General features: G+C 32.3%; 21 protein-coding genes. 3 read left to right on the forward strand and 18 right to left on the reverse strand.

Features of this window, described 5'->3' with window-relative positions; translation table 11 throughout:
• Positions 1–162: 162 nt before the first annotated feature.
• The 7 genes from QZZ48_RS06390 to QZZ48_RS06420 form a co-directional block, all read right to left on the reverse strand.
• Positions 163–3,273, reverse strand: coding sequence for a CusA/CzcA family heavy metal efflux RND transporter (locus tag QZZ48_RS06390; RefSeq protein ID WP_294963282.1), 3,111 nt, complete (start codon positions 3,271–3,273; stop codon positions 163–165).
• An 85-nt stretch (positions 3,274–3,358) separates the two neighbouring features.
• Positions 3,359–3,964 (reverse strand): DsbA family protein, encoded by a 606-nt coding sequence (locus tag QZZ48_RS06395; protein WP_294963285.1) that lies wholly within the window; start codon positions 3,962–3,964, stop codon positions 3,359–3,361.
• Positions 3,965–3,974: 10 nt separating this feature from the next.
• Complete coding sequence (locus QZZ48_RS06400; protein WP_294963288.1) at positions 3,975–4,970, reverse strand: efflux RND transporter periplasmic adaptor subunit; 996 nt, start codon at positions 4,968–4,970, stop codon at positions 3,975–3,977.
• Positions 4,967–6,160, reverse strand: coding sequence for a TolC family protein (locus tag QZZ48_RS06405; RefSeq protein ID WP_294963292.1), 1,194 nt, complete (start codon positions 6,158–6,160; stop codon positions 4,967–4,969). Before QZZ48_RS06405 ends, QZZ48_RS06400 begins: the two co-directional genes overlap by 4 nt.
• 9 nt (positions 6,161–6,169) lie before the next feature.
• Positions 6,170–6,547 carry a FixH family protein gene (locus tag QZZ48_RS06410; protein WP_294963295.1) on the reverse strand — a complete coding sequence of 126 codons (378 nt, stop codon included), beginning with the start codon at positions 6,545–6,547 and terminating at the stop codon, positions 6,170–6,172.
• 131 nt (positions 6,548–6,678) lie between these two features.
• Positions 6,679–6,924: a hypothetical protein gene (locus QZZ48_RS06415; protein ID WP_294963297.1), complete on the reverse strand. Its 246-nt coding sequence runs from the start codon at positions 6,922–6,924 to the stop codon at positions 6,679–6,681.
• A gap of 72 nt (positions 6,925–6,996) precedes the next feature.
• The gene (locus QZZ48_RS06420) at positions 6,997–7,182 is read right to left on the reverse strand and encodes a hypothetical protein (RefSeq protein ID WP_294963300.1); all 186 of its coding nucleotides are present in this window, start codon (positions 7,180–7,182) and stop codon (positions 6,997–6,999) included.
• Positions 7,183–7,280: 98 nt separating this feature from the next.
• On the opposite strand from QZZ48_RS06420, the gene QZZ48_RS06425 reads away from it, so the two are divergent.
• The 3 genes from QZZ48_RS06425 (at position 7,281) to QZZ48_RS06435 (ending at position 9,657) form a co-directional block, all read left to right on the forward strand.
• Positions 7,281–7,928 (forward strand): response regulator transcription factor, encoded by a 648-nt coding sequence (locus QZZ48_RS06425; RefSeq protein ID WP_294963303.1) that lies wholly within the window; start codon positions 7,281–7,283, stop codon positions 7,926–7,928.
• Positions 7,921–9,036 (forward strand): HAMP domain-containing sensor histidine kinase, encoded by a 1,116-nt coding sequence (locus QZZ48_RS06430; RefSeq protein WP_294963307.1) that lies wholly within the window; start codon positions 7,921–7,923, stop codon positions 9,034–9,036. The genes QZZ48_RS06425 and QZZ48_RS06430 overlap by 8 nt, the downstream gene beginning before the upstream one ends.
• A gap of 132 nt (positions 9,037–9,168) precedes the next feature.
• Positions 9,169–9,657, forward strand: a complete 489-nt coding sequence (locus QZZ48_RS06435) for an outer membrane beta-barrel protein (RefSeq protein WP_294963309.1) — start codon at positions 9,169–9,171, stop codon at positions 9,655–9,657.
• 151 nt (positions 9,658–9,808) lie between these two features.
• Here QZZ48_RS06435 and QZZ48_RS06440 read toward each other — a convergent pair whose 3' ends face one another.
• The 11 genes from QZZ48_RS06440 to QZZ48_RS06490 form a co-directional block, all read right to left on the reverse strand.
• Positions 9,809–10,132 carry a PepSY domain-containing protein gene (locus QZZ48_RS06440; RefSeq protein ID WP_294963312.1) on the reverse strand — a complete coding sequence of 108 codons (324 nt, stop codon included), beginning with the start codon at positions 10,130–10,132 and terminating at the stop codon, positions 9,809–9,811.
• A gap of 2 nt (positions 10,133–10,134) precedes the next feature.
• Complete coding sequence (locus tag QZZ48_RS06445) at positions 10,135–13,215, reverse strand: CusA/CzcA family heavy metal efflux RND transporter (RefSeq protein ID WP_294963314.1); 3,081 nt, start codon at positions 13,213–13,215, stop codon at positions 10,135–10,137.
• A gap of 9 nt (positions 13,216–13,224) precedes the next feature.
• The gene (locus QZZ48_RS06450) at positions 13,225–14,403 is read right to left on the reverse strand and encodes an efflux RND transporter periplasmic adaptor subunit (RefSeq protein ID WP_294963317.1); all 1,179 of its coding nucleotides are present in this window, start codon (positions 14,401–14,403) and stop codon (positions 13,225–13,227) included.
• A gap of 32 nt (positions 14,404–14,435) precedes the next feature.
• Entirely contained in the window at positions 14,436–15,605 is a 1,170-nt protein-coding gene (locus QZZ48_RS06455; RefSeq protein WP_294963319.1) for a TolC family protein, read from the reverse strand.
• Positions 15,606–15,656: 51 nt separating this feature from the next.
• Positions 15,657–15,950, reverse strand: coding sequence for a hypothetical protein (locus tag QZZ48_RS06460; RefSeq protein WP_294963322.1), 294 nt, complete (start codon positions 15,948–15,950; stop codon positions 15,657–15,659).
• A 36-nt stretch (positions 15,951–15,986) separates the two neighbouring features.
• Positions 15,987–16,634, reverse strand: a complete 648-nt coding sequence (locus tag QZZ48_RS06465) for an HAD family phosphatase (RefSeq protein WP_294963324.1) — start codon at positions 16,632–16,634, stop codon at positions 15,987–15,989.
• Between the two features lie 196 nt (positions 16,635–16,830).
• Positions 16,831–17,961 carry a porin gene (locus QZZ48_RS06470; protein ID WP_294963326.1) on the reverse strand — a complete coding sequence of 377 codons (1,131 nt, stop codon included), beginning with the start codon at positions 17,959–17,961 and terminating at the stop codon, positions 16,831–16,833.
• 330 nt (positions 17,962–18,291) lie between these two features.
• Complete coding sequence (torA, locus tag QZZ48_RS06475) at positions 18,292–20,760, reverse strand: trimethylamine-N-oxide reductase TorA (RefSeq protein ID WP_294963329.1); 2,469 nt, start codon at positions 20,758–20,760, stop codon at positions 18,292–18,294.
• Positions 20,753–21,349 (reverse strand): hypothetical protein, encoded by a 597-nt coding sequence (locus QZZ48_RS06480; protein ID WP_294963332.1) that lies wholly within the window; start codon positions 21,347–21,349, stop codon positions 20,753–20,755. Before QZZ48_RS06480 ends, torA begins: the two co-directional genes overlap by 8 nt.
• A gap of 227 nt (positions 21,350–21,576) precedes the next feature.
• Entirely contained in the window at positions 21,577–22,266 is a 690-nt protein-coding gene (locus QZZ48_RS06485; protein WP_294963334.1) for a response regulator transcription factor, read from the reverse strand.
• Positions 22,259–24,262: a cache domain-containing protein gene (locus QZZ48_RS06490; RefSeq protein ID WP_294963337.1), complete on the reverse strand. Its 2,004-nt coding sequence runs from the start codon at positions 24,260–24,262 to the stop codon at positions 22,259–22,261. The genes QZZ48_RS06485 and QZZ48_RS06490 overlap by 8 nt, the downstream gene beginning before the upstream one ends.
• Between the last annotated feature and the right edge of the window lie 33 nt (positions 24,263–24,295).

A 24,295-nucleotide genomic window follows, 5' to 3' on the forward strand; every position in this document is an offset into this window, starting at 1 on the left:
GTTTGAGTAAAAGCTTGAAGTTAAATTTAGTAGATTATTATTTGGTCAATTATCAAAAAAAGCGAGTTTTTAAACCCCCGTTTTTTTAATTAAGTCAAAATTTTAAAAATTAATACTTAGACATTCCAATATTTTTTTATTGGAATGATATAACAACCACATTTACTTTCTCATCCCCCACTTAGAGTAAATCTCAAAAAGTATAGGGATGATTACTAGACTTAGAATTGCTGAACTCACAACTCCACCTAACATTGGTGCGGCGATTCTTTGCATTACTTCACTTCCAACTCCATGTGTGTACATAATAGGAAGTAGTCCTGCTAAGATGGCGAAAACTGTCATTAGTTTTGGTCTTACTCTTTGAACTGCACCTTCGTATATCGCTGCATTTAACTCTTTTGGTCCAAAGTTTTCTAGGTACTTCTCTTTCGCCTCATCTACCGCTTCTTGCAAGTAGACTATCATGACTATGGCGGTCTCTGCTGCTACTCCTAGAAGTGCTAAGAAACCAACTACTACAGCTATACTCATGTTGAAGTTGAGTATGTCTATATATATCAGTCCACCAAGTAGTGCAAACGGAAGAGTAAAAAATACTATAAGCGTAGGTATCATATCTTTAAGTGCAAAGTAGATAAGTATCAAGATAACTATAAGTACAGTTGGAACTATCCAGACTATCTTTTTCATTGCAGAGTCTAAGTACTCACTCTGTCCTGCCCAGTCTATGTAGTAACCAGCTGGAAGTTTTATATCCTCTAAAAGAACTTTTGCTTGCTCTTTGTACTCAGTTGCACTAACTCCAGCTTGGGGAGTAATGTATATGAAAGTTACAGGAGATGCCATTTCACTCTTTATGACAGATGCACTCTCACGGTAAGCGACTTTAGCAAAGTTTCCAAGAGGCACAAACCCAAGTGGAGTCTTAACCTGTAAATCTTTTATACTTTCTATACTACGTCTCTCATCTTCTTCATATCTAAGTGCTATCGGGTAACGCTCTATGCCTTTATACATAGTAGATACTTTCATTCCACCAATACCAGATGCCACGTAGTCAAGCAAGTAGTTTTTACTTATCTTATAACGTGCTAGTTCTTTTTCATCTATCTCTATATCAAGGTAATATCCAGCACTTGCTTGGTCAGCAAATACTGACATAGTTTTATCAAATGAGCGAAGTTTTGTTTCAATCAATTTTGCATACTTTTGTAAACCCTCTGCATCTTGACCATAAAGTTTGATTCCTAGAGGTGTACGAATACCACTTAGAAGCATGTCTATACGACCGCGAATAGGATATGTCCAAGAGTTTATAAGTCCTGGAACTTGAAGAGCATCTTCTAGTTCTGCCATAAGTTTATCATGAGTCATTCCTTCTCTCCACTCACTTTGTGGTTTGAAGGTAATAATAGTCTCTATCATACCAAGTGGAGCAGGGTCAGTTGCAGAGTTTGCACGTCCACCTTTTCCAAAAACAATACTAACCTCAGGAAATGCTTTTATGATTGCATCTGTCTTTTGAGTAAGTATCTTACTTTGATCAACACTAATTCCATAAGGAGTAACAGGCATATACATAACACTCTGCTCATTTAGTGGAGGCATAAACTCCCACTTTAGACCTTTATAAATTGGGTAAGCAAACCAAAGAGCTGCCACTACAGCTATAATTACAATGTACTTGATTTTTAGTCCATAAACAATGATTGGGTGATATAACCAGATGAAAAAACGGTTTAGTGGATTTTTATTCTCAGCAAGAATTTTGCCTTTGACAAAATATAGCATAAGTACAGGAACTAAAGTAATAGAAAGAATCGCTCCAGCCATCATTGCAAAGGTTTTTGTAAATGCCAGAGGAGTAAAGAGAAGTCCCTCTTGACCACTTAGTGCAAAGATTGGTAAAAATGAAACCACAACTAGTGCGAGTGCGAAAAAGATAGGACGACCAACTACTTTAGAAGAACTACTAATAGCAGCAAATCTTTCTTGTTTTGTCAGTGTGTCACCTTTTTTCTCTTCTAGTTTTACTATGGTCTTATGAGCATTTTCTATCATAACAATGGTTGCATCTACCATTGCACCAATGGCAATAGCAATACCTCCAAGACTCATGATATTTGAATCAATTCCAAATAGCTTCATAAGTAAAAAAGTAGCACCGATAGTAAGAGGCAAGACTATCAGAACTATAACAGATGAACGCAGATGCATTAAAAATAGAGCAATAATAACGATTACGATAATGCTCTCTTCAATAAGTGTAAACTTTAATGTGTCTACAGCTTTTTCAATAAGGTCTGAGCGGTTATAAGTCTCTACAACTTCTACACCGTCTACTTGAAGTTCACTCATCTTTTTCTCTATACGTTTGATGGTAGCGTAAACATCTTCGCCATAACGAACCATTACGATTCCGCCTACGACTTCACCCTTACCGTTTAAGTCGGCCATACCACGACGAGCAGCAGGAACAAGTTCAACTCTTCCTATATCTCCTATGGTTACTGGAGTGTTGGCTTTTGTAGTTACAACAAGAGAGCGGATATCATCCAAGTCCTTGAGATAACCTTTTGCTTGAACCATCCACTCAAAACCATTTTGTATAACGATACGTCCACCTGTGTCGTTATTATTTTCTTTTAGAGCTTTTTTCACATCTTGGATTGAAAGGTTATAACGCACCAATGTATCATTGCTAACACTTACTTGATAAGTCGGAACAAATCCACCAATAGATGCAACCTCACTAACTCCATCAACACCAAGAAGAGCATACTTGTAGTAGTAGTCTTGCAGAGTCCTAAGTTCGCTGAGGTTTTTAGTCTTGGAGGTAAGTGCATACTCATAAACCCAACCCACACCACTTGCATCTGGACCAAGGTTTACTTCCATAGACTCTGGAAGCTGAGATTGTATAGATGCTAACTGTTCTAGTACACGAGTTCTAGCCCAGTAAAGGTCAGTTCCCTCTTTAAAAATGATATAAATAAGAGAATTCTCATAAGTTGAAAAACCTCTAACAGTTTCTATATTTGCTATAGCTAGAAACTGAGAAACAAGAGGATATGTTCCTTGATCTTCAATAATCTCAGGAGATTGTCCAGCCCAATTTAGCTTTACAATTACTTGAGGAGGAGAGAGGTCAGGGATGGCATCTAAGGGTGTGTTTTTTAGAGCCCAAAACGAGCCAAATGTTATAAACAAAGTAGCCATTAAGATAAGGAACTTATTTTTAATACTAAAGGAGATTATATTTTCTATCATTATTTGCCTTTTAAATTAATAGAGTGATTTTATCTGTAGTTTGTGAGGGGTGTGTGAGGCGATATATGTTATTTACTCAGTAAGTTTACAAGTAAGAGTTTATCTGTTTTAAAATAGTTTCATAGTTTGTAAAATCAATAGTTATACTAAAGTACTCATTGTTTGATTTTAGAACTAGTGATGGAAAAGAGCGTATGCCTAAGTTCCGCCTTTTGTTTAAATCTTCTTCAAACAAGTTTACTATCTCTTTTGATTCTAAATCATGTGAGAATTTTTCTACATCAAGGTTTATATTTGAAGCGGCAAGTTCTAGTGTATCTCTATCTGAAGGATTTAAAGCATCTTGATAATAAGCTTTTTGAATCTCTTGTATCATCTCATACTCTTTGTTTTGTGCCCTTGCAGATACACAAGCTTGACATGCCAAGTAGGTTGAACGTCTTGGTTTGCACTTTGACCAAAAATCGTAGTTAAACTTTGTACCAACTTTTTGCTCTATCTCTTTCCAAGTATTTTGTAACATATCTTGCATCTCTTGAGGCATTGGAACATCTGAATGACGAGCTAAACCACCGTGAATATACTCTATCTCTACATGAGAAGGTAGGTTTTGTAAAAGTTTTTTCCAAGATGGAGCAAAGGCATAACACCAAGAACACATTGGGTCTAAGATATAGTATAAAGTATTCATATTATTTCTCCTAGTAAAGCCCATTCACCTGAGCGTCACTGTCCATCATAAATAGTGCGTTGTTAACAACTTCATCACCTTCATTAAGCTCACTTTTTACTATGTAAGTATCGGGGTTTAAAACTTCTACGTCTATTGCTAGAGGTTCATATTCACCCTCGTATTCTCCAACTACAAATACATAAAACATTCCATTTTTTCTCATAACTGCAGTTGCAGGTAGAGTTAGGTAATTTGTTTCAGGTGCACTCATATTTACACTTGTGTACATTCCTGGTTTTAACATACCCTGAGCGTTATCAAGAGAAAGTCTAAGTGTAAAACTCTCTTCTTTTGGGTCAAGTTGGGGGTATAGTTTTTCTCTTGTCGCTTTAAATACTTTTTTCATAGAAGGAGTAGTTAGCGAGAACTCTTTTATATTTTCAAGTGCCATGAGTTGGTTTTGATGTATTTTAAGTTCAACCCAAACCTTGTCTAAGTTCACAACTTGAAAAAGTACACCTTTAGCTTTAAAAGCTGAGTTGTTGTTTAGTGCTTTTTTAAATATATAACCATCTGCAGGAGAGTTTATAGTTGTAAAAGAAGTTGTTTTTTTACTTGTTTTAATTTGGTCTATCTCAGCATCTGGAATGTTTAAAAGAGATAGTTTTGTTCTTGCACTTCTCATCATTGTTTTGTTTGGTCTTGATTTTGTATAGTTTATAGTATTTAAGTAGTCATCTTTTGCTTTTAAGACTTCTGGAGAGTATACTTTTGCAAGCCTCTCTCCTTTGCTTACTTGTTTATATGTTTTATCAGCATACAGAGTTTCAACGAAACCACCAAATCTCGGACTAACATCATAGACTCTAGACTCATCAACCTTTACAAATCCAAAGCTTTTTATACTCTTTGCATCTGATACAAGTTTAACCTTTGTAGTTTGTACATTAAATAATTGCTCAACTGTTTTTTCTTTAGCTTGTGCTAGTGATAAAGATATTAGTATGATTAGTAAAAATCTCATTTTTGTGTTCCTATAAGTGCATCTAGAGATGCTATTATTTTGTAATAAGTTGCTACAGCTTGGATGCTTTGCTCTTCAAGGCGAAGTTTTTTAGCCAGTAGTTCTATATATACAAAAAGATCAGAACCGCTTTTAATAGAAGTATTTGTTAAATCAAACATATGCTCTATCTGTGGTAGACTCTCTTTTTTTATAATATTGTATATTCTGTACGAGTCTTGAAGTCTTGCGTGTTGTGTTGCTACTTTTGTGTGAAGTGCATTTTCAAAATCAATTACTTCACTCTTTGAAGCAAGTGAACGTTTCCTTGAAGCTTCTTCTTTTGAGTCTTGCGTTCCGTAGATAGGGAGTGCAAATCCTACATTTATATTTACATAATCTTCGAAATTCTCACGGTAGAAATAACCTACTTGAACAAAATGGTCAATATTACCTGCTAACTCTTTTACTTTTACATCAGCCTGTGCTTCTTTTAGCATTGCTTCTTTCACTTTGTATGCACTGTTATCACTACTCGCGTCTATGTAAAAAGCCAATTCTCTTGGTTCTTCTACTGGCATACTAACTTCTAGTGAATCAACTTTTATAGTACTTAGATAACTTACTTTTGCGTAAAGTCCTGTAAGTATGCTTTTGAGTTTACTTCTTTTTATTTTTAGTTGTGAAAGTGAAAGCTCAGCTGACATGATTCCCATATGAGCCTTTGTGTCACTTGTGCTGTACGCAGTGTATAGCTCTATGTTTTGACGTGTTAGTTTGATGTAATCATCAGTGATACTAAGTTGTTCTTCTACTTGCCATATGCCATAAGCCGTTAGTTTTATAGACTCTACTAATTTTACTTTTGCTTGAGCTAGAGTAAATTCTACCTTTGATTTTTTAGCATTTACTTTTTTTGAAGCCGCATCTCTTTTTCCAAAGTATGGAATCTTTTGTTTTACATTTATAGCGCTAAACTGCATAGCTTCTATAGAACGATTTGTAGCGTCGTCAAGTTGGATGTCACTGATGCTTAGAGAAAGCTCAGGGTCTACAAAGTTTCTACTTACTTCATACTCATTATCAACCGCACTTAGGCGTTTTTCTATGGCTTGGAGTGAAGAATGATTTGCTTTTGCACTCTCTATCAAACTTGATAGAGAAGTTGCACTAAGGAGAAGTGGAAGAAAAATTAGGGCTAGAGCTTTCATGGTTGGTCCTTAGATGTTTACAGACGTCTTAACTCTGATTTTTTTACCAGTTTTAGGTGTGATGAAGATATGAATTTGCCATGTTCCGCCCATTGAAAAGTTTACATTAGTTGTGAATTTTCCATGACCAAGGTTTTTTGCTTCTGCTACATTATCCATATAAGGCATCCCAGGCATTGCTGGCATAAATACTTTAATCTTAACTGCTGCATCTGCAAACTTTTCGTCTATTAGAATGTTTAAATCGTTATAACCAGTTGTGATTGGTTTCTCAGAGCTAATTGTTACCTTTGCAGATCTTGATTTTGCTACTTTTTCAAAAGCTGCTGCTTGCATTGTACCGGCTGCTAGAAGAGCTACTAAAAATATTTTTGCTATCGTTTTCATTTGAATCCTTTTATCGTTTGATATAAGGATTATAATGATAGTTTGTGAGAGGTTTGTGAGGAAGCTTATATATGCATCTGTAGATGTTTTTTGATACTTAATAGTTGTTTTTTTCTTTTTTCTACTGTTTCTCATTCTAATTTTTTTTGAGCAGAAACTGTTGCGTTTAAGCATACGCGAATCTCTTCTTTCATTGCTAGTAACTCAGATATCCTTGCTATATCTTTTGGTGAATCATATACCTTTGCTTTAGGCTGATGATAAACTTTTTGTTCTTTATGAAAAGAAATATTATCTTTCTTGTTGTTAGCAAGGTTCTTTTCTTCCCAATCTTTAATGGGGTCTCTTTTAGTATGTAAGTTTATTAATTTACTCATCTAAAATCCTTTGCTTGAAATATACAAGCATATAGAGTTCCAATATAAGTAGAATCAATATGAATTGTCTACTTATAGTCTTAAACTATCTCTTATAACTTTATATTCTTGAGAATTTATCTCACCTCTCGCGAATCTATTGTCTAACATTTCTTTAGCGCTTATATCGTTATCAGTGTCCATATCGCTGTAATAAAGTAAAGCTAAGACGAACAATATAAGAACTAAGCAAATTAGTCCCATTCCAAAAGCGTGCATAATAAGCTCCTTTTAGTTATCTATTCTGTTATTATATATACAGTTTGTGTGGATATTGTGAGGACTTTTCAAATTACCCTTGTGTGTTATAATGCTTTATGAAAATTTTACTCCTAGAAGATGACACAGTTTTAGCCGATATTTTAGTTGACTTTTTACAAGAAGAACACAGTGTGAGTCATACATATAGTATGAAAAAAGCACTTCTTCTTAGTGAAGAGACTGATTATGATTTATACATATTTGATATAAACGTTCCAGACGGTGATGGCATCTCTTTGCTAAAAGAACTTAGAAGTTTTAAAGATGAAACTCCAACTATCTTTATCACTGCCTTTCATGATACACAGCATCTAAAGAGTGCTTTTGAAGCAGGTGCTAATGATTTTATAAAAAAACCATTTGACTTAGAAGAACTTACCCAAAGAATAGAAAATATTAAAAGACATTTTGGACTTAGCTCTTTAGTAGAGATAGCATCTGGCATAGAGTTTGACACTCAAAACCATATAATTAAAAAAGAAGATATCTCCTTGCATCTAAGCAATAAACAGAGTGAGTCTCTTCACTATCTTTATAAAAACCGTCACCGTGTTGTAAGTGTAGATGAGATGCTTCAAAACCTTTGGCAATTCGATGAGATGCCTTCAGGTGATGCAGTTCGTACACTTATAAAAGATCTTAGAAAGTATGTTGGCAAAGAACATATTTTAAATATAAGAGGCGAAGGATATCGCTTTGAATAAGTTAGAGAAAAAATCCTTTTACTCATTCCTAGGTTTATATCTTGGCTCATCTCTGCTTTTTACACTACTCTCTGGTTACTGGTATTTTAATGCTCAAAAAAATACTCTTGAAAACAACACCTACTATAAACTCCAACACTTAGCAGATAGGATTTCTACTCTTGTAATAAACGCTCATATGACATCAAGTGATCTAATACTTCCTGATATTGAGCTAGGGTATGACTATATACTTATACCAACTAAGGATAAAGTAGTATTTGAGTCTCCATATTTTGAGAGAGATGGTCTTAAATATTTAGTTTCTTCTGCAACGCAAAAACACTTAGCTATAGAATATGTAGTAGTAAAAACAAATGAGTATAACAAAGAGTTAAAGACTCTCAAAATAAATGTCCTCATAGCAATTATCTTGATATTTATAGCTATCGCAGTTATATCATGGATACTTTCACGTCTTTTCATGCGCCCTATACATCAAAAAGTAAAAGAGATAGAATCCTTTATACAAGATATTTCTCATGAGTTAAATACACCTATAACAGCACTTGGGATGAGTACTTCAAGAGCTATGCAAAAAAAGGTTTACGATGAGAAGATACTAAGAAATATCTCAATTTCGACAAAACAGCTATATAGCATCTATCAATCACTTGCTTATTTAAACTTTAGTGGAGTTAAACAAGAATCACAGATTCTAAACCTAAAGCCTATTTTACTCACAAGCATAGAATACTACTCAGAACTAAGTCATGCTAAAAATATCAAAATAGAATCATCTGTGCAAGATGCAGAGCTTTTAGCAATAGACTCAAGAGTAGAACTACTTTTTTCAAACCTAATATCAAATGCTATAAAATACTCTATGCCAGATACTACTATAAACATTGTTCTAAAAGAGGGTTTCTTTAGCATCGAAGATGAAGGCGTAGGAATGGAGAAAGATAAACTTGAAGATATTTTCGAGCTTTACAAACGTGCTTCAACACAAGCCGGTGGTTTTGGAGTAGGACTAAATATAGTAAAACAGATATGTGATGAGTTTAACATAAAAATAGATGTAAACTCCTCAGTAGATGTAGGTAGTAAGTTTAATCTGCATTGGTAGATTGCTTTGTGTCTACTAGCTTAATGTAACTTATATTCACAATATATGAAGAAACTGTTAAAAATAATTTTTATAAATAATAAATATAAGTTTATACGTTAATATCCTTAGACTTAAATACAAAGGTTAGAGATGTTAAAAAATAAGTTTGTTTCAGTCACATTATTGCTGTTATGTTCAAGTCAATATTTATCTGCAAATGGTTTATATGGTAAGTTAGGTATTGGTTATTCTATGCCCTCAAAGCAAGATATTAAATCTAGTTCTACGTATGCCATAGATTTTGAAAATGGGTCTGAATTTCAACTTGCTATTGGTTACAAGTTGAAAAATATTAGACTAGAGGGAGAATATTCTTCTTCAAAATATGATACTGATCAAATATATGCACCAGCATCTACTAGCTCAGGTGATGGAAGTATGAATATTCAATCAATACTTGTAAATACTTTTTATGAGTTTAATATAGAGTCTAATTTAAAGCCATATATTGGTGTTGGTTTAGGAATGTCTGAAGTCACATGGGATATGATAGGTGTTAATGATAAGGATACAGTTTTTACCTATCAAGCTTTGCTCGGATTAACATACTCTATAAATAATAATCTGAATATTCAATAGTAAGTGATGATGATTCAGAAGGGACTATGACAAATAATACTTTCAATAGCCTTGGTGTAGCAATACGTTATCAATTTTAGTTCTATTCATTTCTGAGTATTTTTAACTTAAATATTTGTCTCCATACTAAAGCATGGAGACAAGTAGAATATTAGTTTTTTAACTCACTTTTCATAACACTGCCATCAAGTGCATTGACTTGAACATTGTATCTCTGAGTACTAGCTTTATATACAAGATAGTTACCAGAGTGTGTTAGTTTTATCTTTTTAACATCCTCATTTGTTTCCTTTTTAACTATCTTGATAGCTGCACCTTCTGCAATATTATGAAGTTTATGCATCTTTTGTTCACTCTTAGTTTTAAGAGTAGGATTTTTGTTATACCCGTGAACAGAATTGTGCTCCGCTGGTGTCATAACTTCAGAAGCAAAGGCAATGATTGGAGATAGTAGTAGTAATGTTAAATATTTCATAATTAATCCTTTTTATTATTCGTGTTAGTTGTATGCTCTTTTTTGTAAAAAAGCAGATAAGTTGATGGTAGTATTAGTAAAGTTAGTATAGTTGAACTAATGATTCCACCTGTTATAACGACTGAGAGAGGGTATTGTATTTCACTTCCTACACCGCTGGCATAAAGAAGAGGAAGAATCCCAAACAAAGTTGTAAACGCTGTCATTAGAACTGGTCTAAGACGAAGTAAAGAAGCATCTTTTAGTAGTATCTTTAAATCAACATGCGGAAATTTAACACGTAATTCATCAATGAAACTAACTAAAACGATACCGTTTAATACAGCAATGGCAAAGATGGCTAAGAAGCCTATAATCGCTGAAACTGAAAGATAGATGCCACTCATTACTAGAGCGATAATTCCACCTATAAAACCAAAAGGTACATTTATAAGAATAAGTATAGCTTTTGAGATAGAGTTAAATGCAGTGTATAGAAGAAGAATAACTAACAACAATGTTATTGGAACGATTACCATTAACTTATCTGTTGCTTCTTTCATGTTTTTAAAGTCACCAGCCCAGTCTATGTAGTAACCAGTTGGCATATCAACATTCTTTTGTATAAGTCTGTTTGCTTCTTCAACAAATGAAGCAACATCACGTCCATCTACTTCCATAGAAAGAACCATATAACGACTTAGGTTCTCACGCTTTATAAATGAAGCTCCATGACTAATACTGATATCACAAATCTGATCTAGTGTAACTAGTGAACCGTTACTAGATCGAAGAGTTACATCTTTAAGTGCTTGGATGTCTTTTTTTGCATCTTTTATCTTTGCAACGATTGGAAATCTTCTAATGCCCTCTATCTTTTGAGTGACTTCTTCTTCTCCAATACCATTACGGATAACTTGCATTACTTCATCAACACTGATTCCATAACGAGATAAGCTCAAGTAATTTGGCTCTATCTTTATTTGAGCTTGTCCAAGTTGAGTTTCAACTTCCATTCTCTCTAATCCATCTACATTGGCAATGGTTTCTTGAATAGCTTTAGAGATGCCGTCTAGCTCTTTTTGGTCATGTCCATATATCTTGATAGCAAGTTCAGCTTTTACACCTTCAAGCAACTCTTCTATTCTCATAGCGATTGGTTGTGTAGGAACAAATGCAACTTGCTCAAATGTATGTTTTAAGTCTTCATTCATTTTATCAGTTAGTGCAGGTAAATCTTCGATGCCATCTTTTAAAGTCAGAAGAACTTCCATATAGTTGGCTTGAGCTGTTTCACCTTTTTCACTTCTACCTATCATAGATAAAACTGAGCTAACCTCATTAAGATAGTTTTTAAGTATATGCTTTTCTATCTCAGATGCATTTTGCACAGACTGAGAAAGAGCTGTTCCGGGAATAGAGATAACTCTATACATAATTGACTCTTCATTTAACTCAGGCATAAACTCACGACCTTGTTGAGAAAGAACAAACCCAAGAACTAAAAACAAAACACTAACAGATGCTAAAAGCTTTTTAGCGTTAGAGAGTGAAAAGATTAGCAGTGGCGCATAGACTTTTTTAAGTCCACTCATTAGTGCATTGTCAGCATTTTTAGTTGGCTTTAGTAGAAGAAATGCTAAAACAGGAACTAAAACTAGAGCTACAAAAAGTGAGCCAAGCATCACAAATACGATGTTAAGTGCCATTGGAGAGTATAGCTTTCCTGCAAGTCCATCAAGAGAAAGAAGAGGAATAAATACTGCAACAATGATTAAAACTGCAAAAGTTACAGGTTTAGCAACTTCTTTTGTAGCATCTGCAATAACTTTTATTCTTGGAGCATCTGGCATATCATGTAGTTTACGAAATGTATTTTCAACTACAACAATTGTTCCATCTACTATCATTCCGACAGCTATTGCAAGTCCACTTAGACTCATTAAGTTTGCAGATAGATTGTAATAATCCATCAATAAAAAAGCAATAAGCAAAGATATCGGCAGAGATATGATAACTATAAATGCAGAACGTAGTTCAAACAAAAACAAAAACAAAACAAACGCAACTAACACAACACCAGTTATAAGTGCTGACGTCATAGTACTTACAGCTTTGTGAGTAATCTCAGTTCTGTCATAAATAGCTTCAACGCTAACACCTTTTGGAAGTGCAGAGTTTACAGTAGGTAGTTTTTCTTTTATGTGTTGAACAACTTTTGCGGCATTGGTTGCAGTTCGTTGAAGAACCATACCCATTACGGCTTCATCACCATCTATACTTACAGCTCCAAAACGTGGCATCGAGCCAGTCTCAACTGTTGCTACATCTCCGATAGTTACAGCTTGACCTTTACCTGACTTTATAACAGAGTTTCTGATGTCATCAAGTGACTTGTAAAGACCTGCTCCACGGATAAGATATTGTTCACGGTTAAACTCTAGGTATTGACCACCTGCTGCTTGGTTGCTTTTTTGAAGTGCTGTAATAATATCTTCATAAGTAACACCGATGTTTTGAAGTTTTTTAGTGTCTATAAGTACATTATACTGCTTCTCATTTCCACCCCAACCGATAACTTCTTCAACTCCTGTAACACTTTTGAGCAAAGGAGTAACAATATAGTCTTGCATCTCTCGAAGTTCTTTTAAAGAGAGTTTTCCTGTCTCATCTTGAATCTTGTACCAAAATACTTGTCCTAAACCTGTAGTATTTGGACCAAGTTCAGGTTTACCCCAACCATTTGGAATATCTACACCACCAAGTCTTTCACTTACGAGTTGACGAAGAAAGTATATATCCATATCATCTTCAAAGAAAACAGAAACATAAGATAAGCCAAAAAATGAGTTTGACATTATCATTTTAACTCCAGCCATACCTGAGAGAGCTGACTCTATAGGATAAGTTATGAGTTTTTCTATATCTTCAGCAGAGTTACCTGGACTCTCAGTATAAACAACAACTTGCTTAGGTGTAATGTCTGGAAAAGCATCTACTGGTATCTCTTGGTAAGCTCTAAAACCAAAAGCACTTATGGCAATAAATAGAGCTAATACTAATAGTTTGTACTTTAGAGAAATATCAATTATTTTATCTAACATACTATCTCCCTAGTGACCATGTCCGCCAAGAGATGATTTAAGTAGTTGAGATTTTACATAGTAACTTTTGTCACTAACGTATTCTTCATTCAACTCTAAACCTTCAACTGCAGCAAACTTTTCATCTTGAGTAATTATGTTAATAACACGAGCTTCATACTCTTCTTCATGACCTTCTTCTTGAGCATCTTCATTATGATTTTCATCTTTATGATCGTCATGTTCTTCGTGTTTTTCACCCTCATGTTCATCATGATCTTTTTCGTCTTCGTCATGCTTGTCTTCGTTATGATCTTCTTCTTTTGGAACAAATACAACCCATTCATTATTGTAAAAAGAAAGAGCAGACTTTTCTACTGCTATATATTTCTTTGTAGAATTAAAGTAGAGGGTAGAAGAAGTGTATGCATTTACATAAAGATTGTCTGTAATCTCATCTATACTTGATAGTAGAACTATTCTTTGAGTTGTTTCATCTACATTTGGAAGTATTTGAGTTACATTGGAAACTATGTTTTTAGTATTAGTCTTAATAACTATTTTTTGTCCAATCTTAACCTTAGATGCATACTCAAGAGGTAAAAAAGACTTTAAATAAAATGCCTGACTCTTTGTAATAGAAATAATTGGAGTATCTTCTTTGATACTAGAGTGCAAAGGTTGAAGTATTTCAGATACCACACCATCACTATGAGCATACAATACAAAGTTTGAAGAAGCAGTTTTTAACTCAGCTGTATTAATCCCTAAAGTATTTAGTTGAGACTTTAGTGAGCTTATTCTTGCTTGGGCCTCATCTCTTTGGATGCTTTGAGTATTTAACTCTTGCATCGAAGTCATACCTTTTTCATATAAACTTTTTGAAGCTTGGTAATTTTTTTCTTGAGCTTGAAGTTGTTTCTTTTGAGAGATAAAGTTTGCTGTCATATTTGAGAGCATAATAGACTCTATAAGAACTATCTTTTCTCCCTCTTTAACACTTTGTCCAACTCTTACAAAGTACTTTTGTATACGGCCACCAACAAGTGACATGATAGACTGTGAAGCATTCGATAGTTGAACTATCTGTGCATTTAGTTCGACTGATTTTCCAAATGCTTTTTGCTGAGCATGTTTAGTCGGTATTTCATTCGCAAAGAGTGAAAGGCTTAAAGTGATTGATAGTAAAAATATTTTATGACTTGGCATATTATGCCTCCATACAGCGAAAGTTAGTTCTATTATTCATTATATGCTCCTGATATATAGTTAGTTGTGATTGCATTTTGATTTAGTGCAGTGTCGATTTTAATTAGAGACTCTTTAGTCTTTATAACTCTGTTTTTGATATTTTGAAGTTCAAGTAGATTTATACTTGCTATCTTGTAACCATCTTCAAACATTTTTAAAAGTTTTGTTTGAGTCTTTAGAGTCTCTTCATTTTTTGATTTTAAAATCTTTAAAAGATTTCTCTGTTTTTTAAGTTTGATATTTTCAATAGATATCTTAGCTTTTTCATTTTCTATAAGAAGAGCAGTTTTATCAGCTTCTAGTTTTGCTACTTGCATCTCTTCGCTGGACGTGTTAAAAATAGTAAGAGGGATTGAAGCTCCGATTCTCATTACATTTTGGTCTGGTTCGATTTCATACTCAGCACTAAGGTCTATCCACTTGACACTATTAGAGTTGAGAGTTACATCTGCTTTAGCTTCTTCTTTATAACTCTTTAGATAGTTTATATCTGGGTTAATAAGTGAAGAAGCATCTGAGATAAGTTTAAACTCATGATTATATTCAAGTTCTATCTCTTTAGATATACCTGCAAACTTTAGAAGCTCAAAGTATGTTTCTTGTATATCAAGGTTGAGTGTCTGAGTCTTTATCTCTGCCATCTCATAATCAACCTGAGCTTGAAGCATTAGGCCTTTTGAAATAGTTCCTGCCAAACTTCTCTGTTCTGATATCTCATAAATATTTTTTGCAATACTTAACTCTTCATTTCCTAGTTCAAGTTGTCTTTTTTGCTTAGCATACTCAGTATAAAGAATAGAAATATCACGAGTAAATTCTGCGTAAGAAAGAGAGTATGTAGATTCAGTCTTTTTTATAGATGCATCTACGTAAGCTTGCGTGTCACTGTTAACTCCCCAAAGTCTTATTGGTTGAGTAATTGCAGCTCTATAGCCATTGTCATCTGCAGAGGCATCTGGTCTGAACTCTGAATACTCTAAATCCAGAGAAGGGTTTTTATATCTTGTCATAGCCAAACCCTGTTGGCGAACTTGAGCAATACTTAGGTTTGAGGACTTTAAGTAAGTGCTGTTTTTTAGTGCGTTGTTTAAAAACGTATCAAAATCTTGTGCAAATAGTGATGCTGAGATTAGAACAACTGCTGATAATATTTTTATCATTAGTATTCCTGTAATAATTGTATAGTTTGTTTTTTTTGATTGTGTTACAGGTTAAGAGATGGGGGGTTTGTAAAATTCCAAATTGGTTTTGAAGTTATATGTTTCTTTATTGATTTTACTTGTATTTAGTTTAAAGTCTATGTCTGTGAGATTAGAGTTTTGAGATACTAAGAAAGATTGATGATATTCACAGTGAGTATCATGAGAAACTGATTGATCAGCTTCATTAACATACTCTATTACACTTAAGTGATTTTCATCATAAGCAATATGCACATACTCATGTATTATGGAAAAGCCAAGTACAAACAGTAGTGCAAATGTAGTAAAGCTTTTTAATTTCATGAGCGGAGTATACTAAAGAAAAGTAACAATGTACTTTTAGGATAGAGTTTTTAGTAAGTTTGGCAGCTCTGAAAACTTTTGTATTTTATAAGTGGCTTTTGATAAGTCATGTGTTCGTGTAAAAGTATTATCAACGACTGCACACTCTATATTTGCATTTACAGCAGATGTTAGACCTCTTTGAGAATCTTCTATAACTAGACACTTTTCTCTTGTGGCATTAAACCTTTTCATACCTGCTAAATATGGGTCAGGATGAGGTTTAGAACGAGGATATTCTTCTACGCAAAGAGTAAAGTCCATAAACTTTATGATGTCTCTGTCATTGTGAATAAGGTCAAAGTCTACCCTTCTTGAAGTAGTTATGATTCCCATTTTATACTCTTTTTTTAACTCTTCAAGAGTATCAACAACACCATCTATCTCGATATGTTCACTTCTTATAAAGTTTCTGTAGTAAACATCTCGTCTTTCTCTTTGTGCATCTATGATTGACTCAGAGATATTTTGCACGCGAGCAACTTCCCAAGCATTTCCACCTCTTGCCATTATCTCCATATAAACATCAAATGTTAGTTCTATATCTATCTCTGCTAAAGCTTTTACATTTGCTTCATAGTACCAGTTCTCAGTCTCAACCAAAACACCGTCGTTGTCAAATAAAAGAAATTTCTTAGGGCTCATTATTGTATCCTCCTTGGTTAAGAACTGATTATGCCCTTTATCCAACTTTAGTTTTTGTAATTATAACAATAGCTTCTTTACAAATTCTATGTATATGATATAAGTATTTTAACTTGAGGAGTGCTTTTGTTTATTGGAAGAGGAAAGCTACAAGAACAAAAAATGAACTTATAGCTTAAGGATTTAAATAGATATTCTAGAATGCGTAATTAAATTTAACTCTTGATCCACTTTGATCAGCATCTTCGCTTCCCATTTCATAAGTAGCATAAAGACTTAGTCCTTTTAATTCACCAGTAAATGTATAACTTGCAATAAGTGCAGTATAACCATATGCATAATTTTTACCGTTTTCATTTACATAACTTGTTCCAATATTAACATTTTTATTAATGTTATATTTTGCACCTACTTTATATGAATCTTGATCTACTCTATATTGCCAAGAAAATATTTCTGACCATGTATAAGCAAGATCAGCACCGTTACCAAGACCAGGACTAACTTCTGCTTCATCACTAACAGTTACATATGCAGCTAATAAGTCAACTGGACCAAATGTAGCAGTACCTTTTACACCAATTAAGTATGTACTCTTTGCCTTTTCTTTTTCACTGTTATAGTACTGTGCAGAAAGTCCAAAATCATTAAACTTATAACTTGCTTCAAGATATGCTGTTGTAAAGGCATCTATAGAATCGAGATAAGCAGCTGTTAATGTTAAATCTTTAACTGATTTGTTTTTTACAGAAACAGTGTAAGCACCATCGTCATTAATATCTTTAAATGTACCAATATTTCCTTCGCCATCTGTTCTTGATTGAAATCTATTTACAAATGCTAAAGTTAGAGTTGTATCAGGTAAATCACTATTTACTAATGTTGCACCTTGAAAAGCTTCTTTATTTACACGAGAACCACTACCAGCAACTAAAGTTGTACCTAGGTACATTCTACCGATTTGAGCTGTTGTGTTAGCCATTTTGTAAGAAAGGTACATTTCAGAAAGTACTGCACCAGAACCCCACATATCTCCTGAAGCTCCTGCTTCTGCATCATCATCAATCCATGGTGAAGCAGCTGCTTGAAATGTTGCTTTTGCTCCAAAGTTATAGAACCGTGCTGTTTCATAATTAAGGTCTAAACCTAAAGTTGTGATATCATAATCTTTCTGCCCCGTTACTTCTTGCTTAGCAAAATTATAAGCTTGAACAACACCACTTACTTTTGCGTCTTTAAATGCATCTGTTAAACTCTCTGCATGTAGAGTTGAAACAATTGACATTGCAGCAATACTTAAACTAATTATTTTTGTTTTGATTTTCATTTTTTCCCTTTGTTTTGTAAATAATACTTTTAAAGTCTATTTACTAATTTGATAAGCAATAGTATGAATATCAGTTATTCTTAATTGCTTGACTTGCATAACCTAACATTATAGTTTTGACCTCTGTTTCAGTATGTTAAATCAGATATGAGAAGAGATAAATATATATGTTTTCTATTACTACTCCTTTTAAGTTTATTGATTTAAGCGCTTATATAAGGATGATACAAAGATGATATAAATATCTAACAGGAAGAAAAACTTTATATCACCCTTATATAAATGCTCTAATGATTAAAAGGCTTCAAAAGTGAAGCCTTTTAATTTAAATTATAAACCTTGTATAATTTCTGGTTTATTAAAGACACTGATTGGTTTTAAAACACCTTCGTATTTTTCAATTTCTACTAAAGCTGTATTAGCGATATTTCCTTGTGCTAATTTTGAAGAACCTTTATCAATGGTTAACTGATTAACATCTCCATGTATACACATTGTTTTATCTTTTCCTGGTTCTTCTGGATCATACCACCCACCTTCTTCTATTCTCACAACACCAGAAAGTACATTATTAGTTACAATTGCTCCGGCTAATGTTGAACCTCTCTTATTATATACTTTAACAATATCACCATTTTTTATACCTCTTTTTTTAGCATCTTTAGGACTAATCCAAATAGGTTCTCTTCCTTTTACCTCATATAAATCTCTAAGCCATGTATTTGACAACTGAGAATGTAATCTATACTTAGGATGTGGAGATAAAATATGTAATGGATAATCTTTTGATTCTTTTGAACCAAGCCATTCTGTAGGTTCTATCCAACTTGGATAATGTAAACAATCATCATAATTAAATTTTTTAATTACTCTTGAACTAATCTCAATCTTACCAGATGGTGTTCCTAAAGGATTTAACATAGGATTGTTTCTATATTTTTCATATCTTGTAAAATTTTTATCTTCTTCTTTTACGTTAAACTTAACAAAACCTTTTTCCCAGAATTCTTCAAATGACGGCATTTTAACGCCTTTTTGCTCTGCTTGTGATTTTGAAGTTTCATAAAATTCTTTTATCCAATCAAGTTGAGTTGCTTTACCATCAGTAAACTCTTTTTCATATCCTAATCGTTTAGAAATTAATCTACATATCTCATAATCATCTTTAGACTCTTTAATTGGATCAATTGCTTTTTTCATTGCAATAATATGACTACTATTGTAATCACCTATAACTTCTATATCATCTCTTTCAATTTCAGTTGTTGCAGGAAGTACAATATCTGCCATTCTAGCAGTAGGTGTCCAAAATGGTTCATGAACAATAAAAGTTTCTAGTTTTTTCCAAGCTTCTATCATTGTATTTCTATCTTGATGATGGTGGAATGGATTACCACTTGTCCAATAAACCATTTTAATTTCTGGATATTTAATTTTTCTACCGTTAAAATCAATACTTTTACCTGGATTTGATATCATATCAACCATTCTTGCACAAGGAATATTATAAGGCTTATATTCTTTCCACGGACCATTCTTATTACTATTTATATTTGTAGAAATACCACCTAATCCAGGAGCATCAGCACTTGGTGTTCCTCCATTTGAATAGTGATAACTAAATCCAAATCCACAACCTGGAACACCTACTTGACCTAACATACAAGCTAATGTAACTAAAGTCCAGTGAAATTGTTCACCATGATCTGCTCTTTGAACACCCCAACCAGCCATTAACATACTTTTTTCATCTTTTAATGTCTGAGCAAATTTTTTGATAACACTTTCTTTAACTCCACAAATTTTAGAAGCCCATTCTAGTGTTTTTGGAGTTTTATCTATTTTACCTAATAAATAATCTTCAAAATCTTTAAATCCAACAGTATATTTTTGGATAAATTCTTTGTCATATTGATTACTTGTATGTAAATAATGCATCATTCCTAGCATCATTGCTACATCTGTATTAGGTTTTGGTCTTATCTCTGTTGAATCAAAATACATTGCAGTGTCATTTCTCATAGGATCAACTGAATATACGTTAATATCACCTTTTTTATGAGCTTTTTGTAATTGTTCTAAATAAGGAAAAGCACCATGACCAGCTACATCCCATTCTATTTGACAAGTAACCATAGGATTAGCACCCCAAAAGACAACATTTTTAGCATGTTTTAAAACTAATGGCCAAGATGTTTGTTGTTCATATACTTCGATACTTCCAACAACATGGGGTAAAATAACTTGAGCAGCTCCTGTTGAATAATCACCAATTCTTCCTACATATCCACCTGAAATTTTCATCATTCTATTCATTACAGTTTGAGGGTTATGAAGTTTACCAGTACAATACCATCCATAACTTCCAGCATAAATACTCTTATATCCATAATCTTTTTGAACTCTTTTTATCTCTGACGTAACTAATTCAAGTGCTTTATCCCAACTTACTCTTACAAATTTATCAGATCCTCTTTTTGATGTATCACTTTTGTGTCCATCCTTTAAAAAACCTTCTCTTACCATTGGATATTCAACTCTAGTTTTTGAATATGTTCTATCTGGTAGAGCATTAATCATAGGTGATGGTAAAGGATCATCTTCAAATGGAGTTACTCCTGTAAACTGACCACCTTTAATATGTGCTCTAAATGCTCCAAAGTGAGAACCACTAATTTTATTTGATTGATTTGCTATAGGACCACTAATTAGACTATTAGCAGATAAATTATTTATTAATAATGCACTAGCTGCTACACTACTGCCTTTTAAAAAATCTCTTCTTTTTATATTACTCATGATTTGATCCTTTTACTGTTTTTCTTTGTAAATATTTATTTATAAACTGTGCTTCTTGTGAAGATAAACCTGCTCTTGGCTTCATAGCTTCAATAATACTTGGCCATTGGTTTGCTGTATAGTGTTGTACTTCAGGAGATGCATGACAAGCACCACATCTACTTGCAAATAATTCTTGGCCTTTTTTATCGATATCATTAATTTTTTTACTTAATGATGTTTTATTTACCCATACCTTATAAGAAACTTTTCTCCACTCTGAACCAAATGAATCTGTTCCTTTTGCTAGTTCTTTAGCTTTTTTAGTTTTATTATCTTTTAAAACTAAATAAAAAATTCTTTGTCCTATATCTTTAAAAAGAACATTTTCGAAACCATAACTGGCCCATCCAGTCACTTTTATTTCCCTGAAGTTACCTATTGAAGATAATACTTCAATAGGTGTAGCTGTATCAATTTTTCCAATTTCTTTTTTTGCATCTGATTTCATAAATACTTTTGTATCTTGATTTATAAAACTACTTTTTCCTGCAAAAAGTAATGAACTTGAAAGAATTATGCTACTTAAAATAATCCCGCTTTTTTTCATGATTGCTCCATTCTTTATGTTAATGTTAGATGTCATACAAACTATATATAGTGCTTTCATTTTCTTACAGCACCATTTACTGAAACGAAAGTTATAGTTCCTAAGATGAATAATGAATTGATTGTTGATTTATTAACCACAATCAACCTCCTCTAGCGATTTGTAATTTTCTTACTAAAGGAATTATATGAGGAAAGAATAATTAAAGTATAATCTTTTGAAGTTGTTTATTTTATTGTGAGTTTGTACCCAATACCTTGAATATTTTGAATAAGTTCAGGATAAATTTTTTTACGTAGTTTGTTAATAAACATTCTAATAGCGTCAGGCGTTGCACCATTTTCCATCCATACATAATTTTCTATTAAAGAAAATGAAACTGAATGTTCTTTATGTTTTAAAAGTAATTCCAAGAGTCTTTGCTCTTTTTTTGTTAAAGAAATAATTTTTTTATCTAAAATTAGCTCCTTAGTATCAGCATTATATTCATATCCATGTGATAAGTTATATAGTGTAAATTCCTCTTTAAATGAATTCATAGCTAACATCATAGATACAAGTAGTTGTTTTTTATCAAATGGTTTTTTTAACACACTTCTACTTTTAACTTCTATTGCTTCGAGCATATTTTTATCTGTATCATAAGCAGTTAAAAATATAATAGGAATAAAAGGGTCGAATTTTCGTATTTCATGACTCATTCTAAGTCCCGTCATTTTAGCCATATGTATATCTGATATTATTAAATCAATATTTTTTTCTTGAAAAAGTTCTAATCCTTGAAGTCCATTTTTTGCAACAAAAATTTCATTAACATACTCTTGAATCGACTCAAACATAATATCTCTTAAATCTATTTCATCTTCAACTATTAAAATATTTTTATTAATAAGAAGCTCTTTAACTTTTTCATACATTTAATGCTCCTATCTCAATCATAAATCTAGTTGGATTCTTTGAGTTATCAAGTATAAATTTGCCATTTATTTTATTTTCAACTAAAAGTTTACATAAGTGAAGTCCAGTTCCTGTGCCTTGTTCTCCTTTTGTAGTAAAGAATGGTTCAAAAATTTTATTTTTGTTCTCATCAGATATACCTTTTCCATTATCTTCTACACTTACTAAATAGAAAGTATCTTTTCTTGATAGTATTATCTTTATATTTGCCTCATAAAGAGGTTTGTCTTTTAATATTTTTGCTAATTCATCTTTAGCATTTCCTATCAAGTTAATTAAAACTTGTTTTATATAAGATGGATAGCTTTCGCATTGGTATCTATTATCATCATGTATAAAGTTTAATTCTATACCATTCATTTGCATTTGAGGGGAGGTTATTAAGATTATCTCGTTTATAATATCAACTAAATCAAATTTTCCTTTTCCAAAATCTTCTTTGTAAAAATTTCTAAAAGCATTTATAGTTTCATTCATTAGTTCAATATTGTTTCTTGCTCTAGTTAGATAGTTATTTGCTTTGTGATTGTTTTGCTTTTCTATGATTTCTTGTGTATTACTAATTAATAAAAGAAGGGTGCTTAACGGTTGTCTCCATTGGTGAGATATAGCACTAACCATTTCTCCTAAAGCTGCCATTTTAGAGTTTTGAATTAGAATTTGTTCTTGTTCTATCTCTTTTTGTTCTAATTCTTGTTCATGTGTTATGTCATTTATGGTAAATATAGCACCTTCTAAGTCTTCTTGAAATTTATTTAGTAGTGGAGTTATTTGAACTCTATAAATTTTTCCTTCTTTTTCAAGTGAGTATGATTTCATTTTAAGAAGATTGTTTTTTATATCCTGAAAACATGATATTTTATTTGAGTTATTACATTTTAATATATCAATAATTGAATCTAAAGGTTTATTATATAAGCTTTTACTTTTTAAGGAAAAAACTTTTTCAAAGACTTTATTGATAAATATAATTTTTCCATTTTTATCAGTTAATAATACTCCCCAAGTTGGACTTTTTGCAAAATGTCCCAAAAGCAAGAGTTTTTCATAAAGTTTTTTTTGTGTTATTGACATAAATATTATTGTTCCAAATCCAAAAATAAATAGAACAAAAAAAGCAAGTAAATTCATAAAAAGTTGATGATTAAGGTTTTTATAGATCTTTTTTTCATCAAGAACAGAGATAAAAAACCAATCACTATTATTTAAAGTTTCATATGTAAATATATATGACTTATCATTTATAATAAATTTTCTTTCACCAATTTTTGTATGAGTAAATGAAGATAAAAATTCTTTTAGTTTCTTATCTTCAAAATCTATCCCTAACTTATTGGATGGTGTAATTACGTCTGCATCTTTTGTCATTAAAAAAGCAAAACCTTTTTCAGGAGAAAATAGTCTTGATACTTCTTCTTGAACTATTTCAAGTTCTAAATCACTCGACATAACAGCCAATAATTTTTTATTTTTATAAATGGGAGATGCAATACTTATATAAATTTTATCTTCAAATCCAGGAGAACCAATATAAGGTTTTGAAATAATTGTTTTCATATTTTTTACAGCTTCTTTATACCATGGTCTTTTTGTCGAAAAATAATCATCTGTATAAAACCAATCTTTTAAACCAGAAATAATATAATCATCTGGATATCCAATATATATACTTTTAAATCCTGCCCCTGAATTTAGTGTAATGGATAAAGTTTCTTTTATAGCATTAAAATCTTTTTTTCTATCTTTTAAAACTAAATTTTTTCCCATTGTTTCAATTGTTCTTTTTAACGCTACTAATCTCTCATCAAACTTCTCTTTATAAGCATGAACTAACTTAATTTGATTATTCTTTACCTTTTTAAGGAGATAGGCTCTATTTTCTGTATATGTAGAATATATAATATATATATATACAATAAAAATAAGAATAAAAATAAAAATTTTATTATGTTTCATGAAACTTAACCTTTTTTTTTTACTTTATAATAT

The sequence above is a fragment of the Sulfurimonas sp. genome, from assembly GCF_016744025.1.
Taxonomy (GTDB): Bacteria; Campylobacterota; Campylobacteria; order Campylobacterales; family Sulfurimonadaceae; genus Sulfurimonas.

Bases quoted from the DNA above. Each gene is read 5' to 3' on its own strand.
- QZZ48_RS06390 (WP_294963282.1), bottom strand. From the start codon at position 3,273: ATGATAGAAAATATAATCTCCTTTAGTATTAAAAATAAGTTCCTTATC.
- QZZ48_RS06395 (WP_294963285.1), bottom strand. From the start codon at position 3,964: ATGAATACTTTATACTATATCTTAGACCCAATGTGTTCTTGGTGTTAT.
- QZZ48_RS06400 (WP_294963288.1), bottom strand. From the start codon at position 4,970: ATGAGATTTTTACTAATCATACTAATATCTTTATCACTAGCACAAGCT.
- QZZ48_RS06405 (WP_294963292.1), bottom strand. From the start codon at position 6,160: ATGAAAGCTCTAGCCCTAATTTTTCTTCCACTTCTCCTTAGTGCAACT.
- QZZ48_RS06410 (WP_294963295.1), bottom strand. From the start codon at position 6,547: ATGAAAACGATAGCAAAAATATTTTTAGTAGCTCTTCTAGCAGCCGGT.
- QZZ48_RS06415 (WP_294963297.1), bottom strand. From the start codon at position 6,924: ATGAGTAAATTAATAAACTTACATACTAAAAGAGACCCCATTAAAGAT.
- QZZ48_RS06420 (WP_294963300.1), bottom strand. From the start codon at position 7,182: ATGCACGCTTTTGGAATGGGACTAATTTGCTTAGTTCTTATATTGTTC.
- QZZ48_RS06425 (WP_294963303.1), top strand. From the start codon at position 7,281: ATGAAAATTTTACTCCTAGAAGATGACACAGTTTTAGCCGATATTTTA.
- QZZ48_RS06435 (WP_294963309.1), top strand. From the start codon at position 9,169: ATGTTAAAAAATAAGTTTGTTTCAGTCACATTATTGCTGTTATGTTCA.
- QZZ48_RS06440 (WP_294963312.1), bottom strand. From the start codon at position 10,132: ATGAAATATTTAACATTACTACTACTATCTCCAATCATTGCCTTTGCT.
- QZZ48_RS06445 (WP_294963314.1), bottom strand. From the start codon at position 13,215: ATGTTAGATAAAATAATTGATATTTCTCTAAAGTACAAACTATTAGTA.
- QZZ48_RS06450 (WP_294963317.1), bottom strand. From the start codon at position 14,403: ATGCCAAGTCATAAAATATTTTTACTATCAATCACTTTAAGCCTTTCA.
- QZZ48_RS06455 (WP_294963319.1), bottom strand. From the start codon at position 15,605: ATGATAAAAATATTATCAGCAGTTGTTCTAATCTCAGCATCACTATTT.
- QZZ48_RS06460 (WP_294963322.1), bottom strand. From the start codon at position 15,950: ATGAAATTAAAAAGCTTTACTACATTTGCACTACTGTTTGTACTTGGC.
- QZZ48_RS06465 (WP_294963324.1), bottom strand. From the start codon at position 16,634: ATGAGCCCTAAGAAATTTCTTTTATTTGACAACGACGGTGTTTTGGTT.
- QZZ48_RS06470 (WP_294963326.1), bottom strand. From the start codon at position 17,961: ATGAAAATCAAAACAAAAATAATTAGTTTAAGTATTGCTGCAATGTCA.
- torA (WP_294963329.1), bottom strand. From the start codon at position 20,760: ATGAGTAATATAAAAAGAAGAGATTTTTTAAAAGGCAGTAGTGTAGCA.
- QZZ48_RS06480 (WP_294963332.1), bottom strand. From the start codon at position 21,349: ATGAAAAAAAGCGGGATTATTTTAAGTAGCATAATTCTTTCAAGTTCA.
- QZZ48_RS06485 (WP_294963334.1), bottom strand. From the start codon at position 22,266: ATGTATGAAAAAGTTAAAGAGCTTCTTATTAATAAAAATATTTTAATA.
- QZZ48_RS06490 (WP_294963337.1), bottom strand. From the start codon at position 24,262: ATGAAACATAATAAAATTTTTATTTTTATTCTTATTTTTATTGTATAT.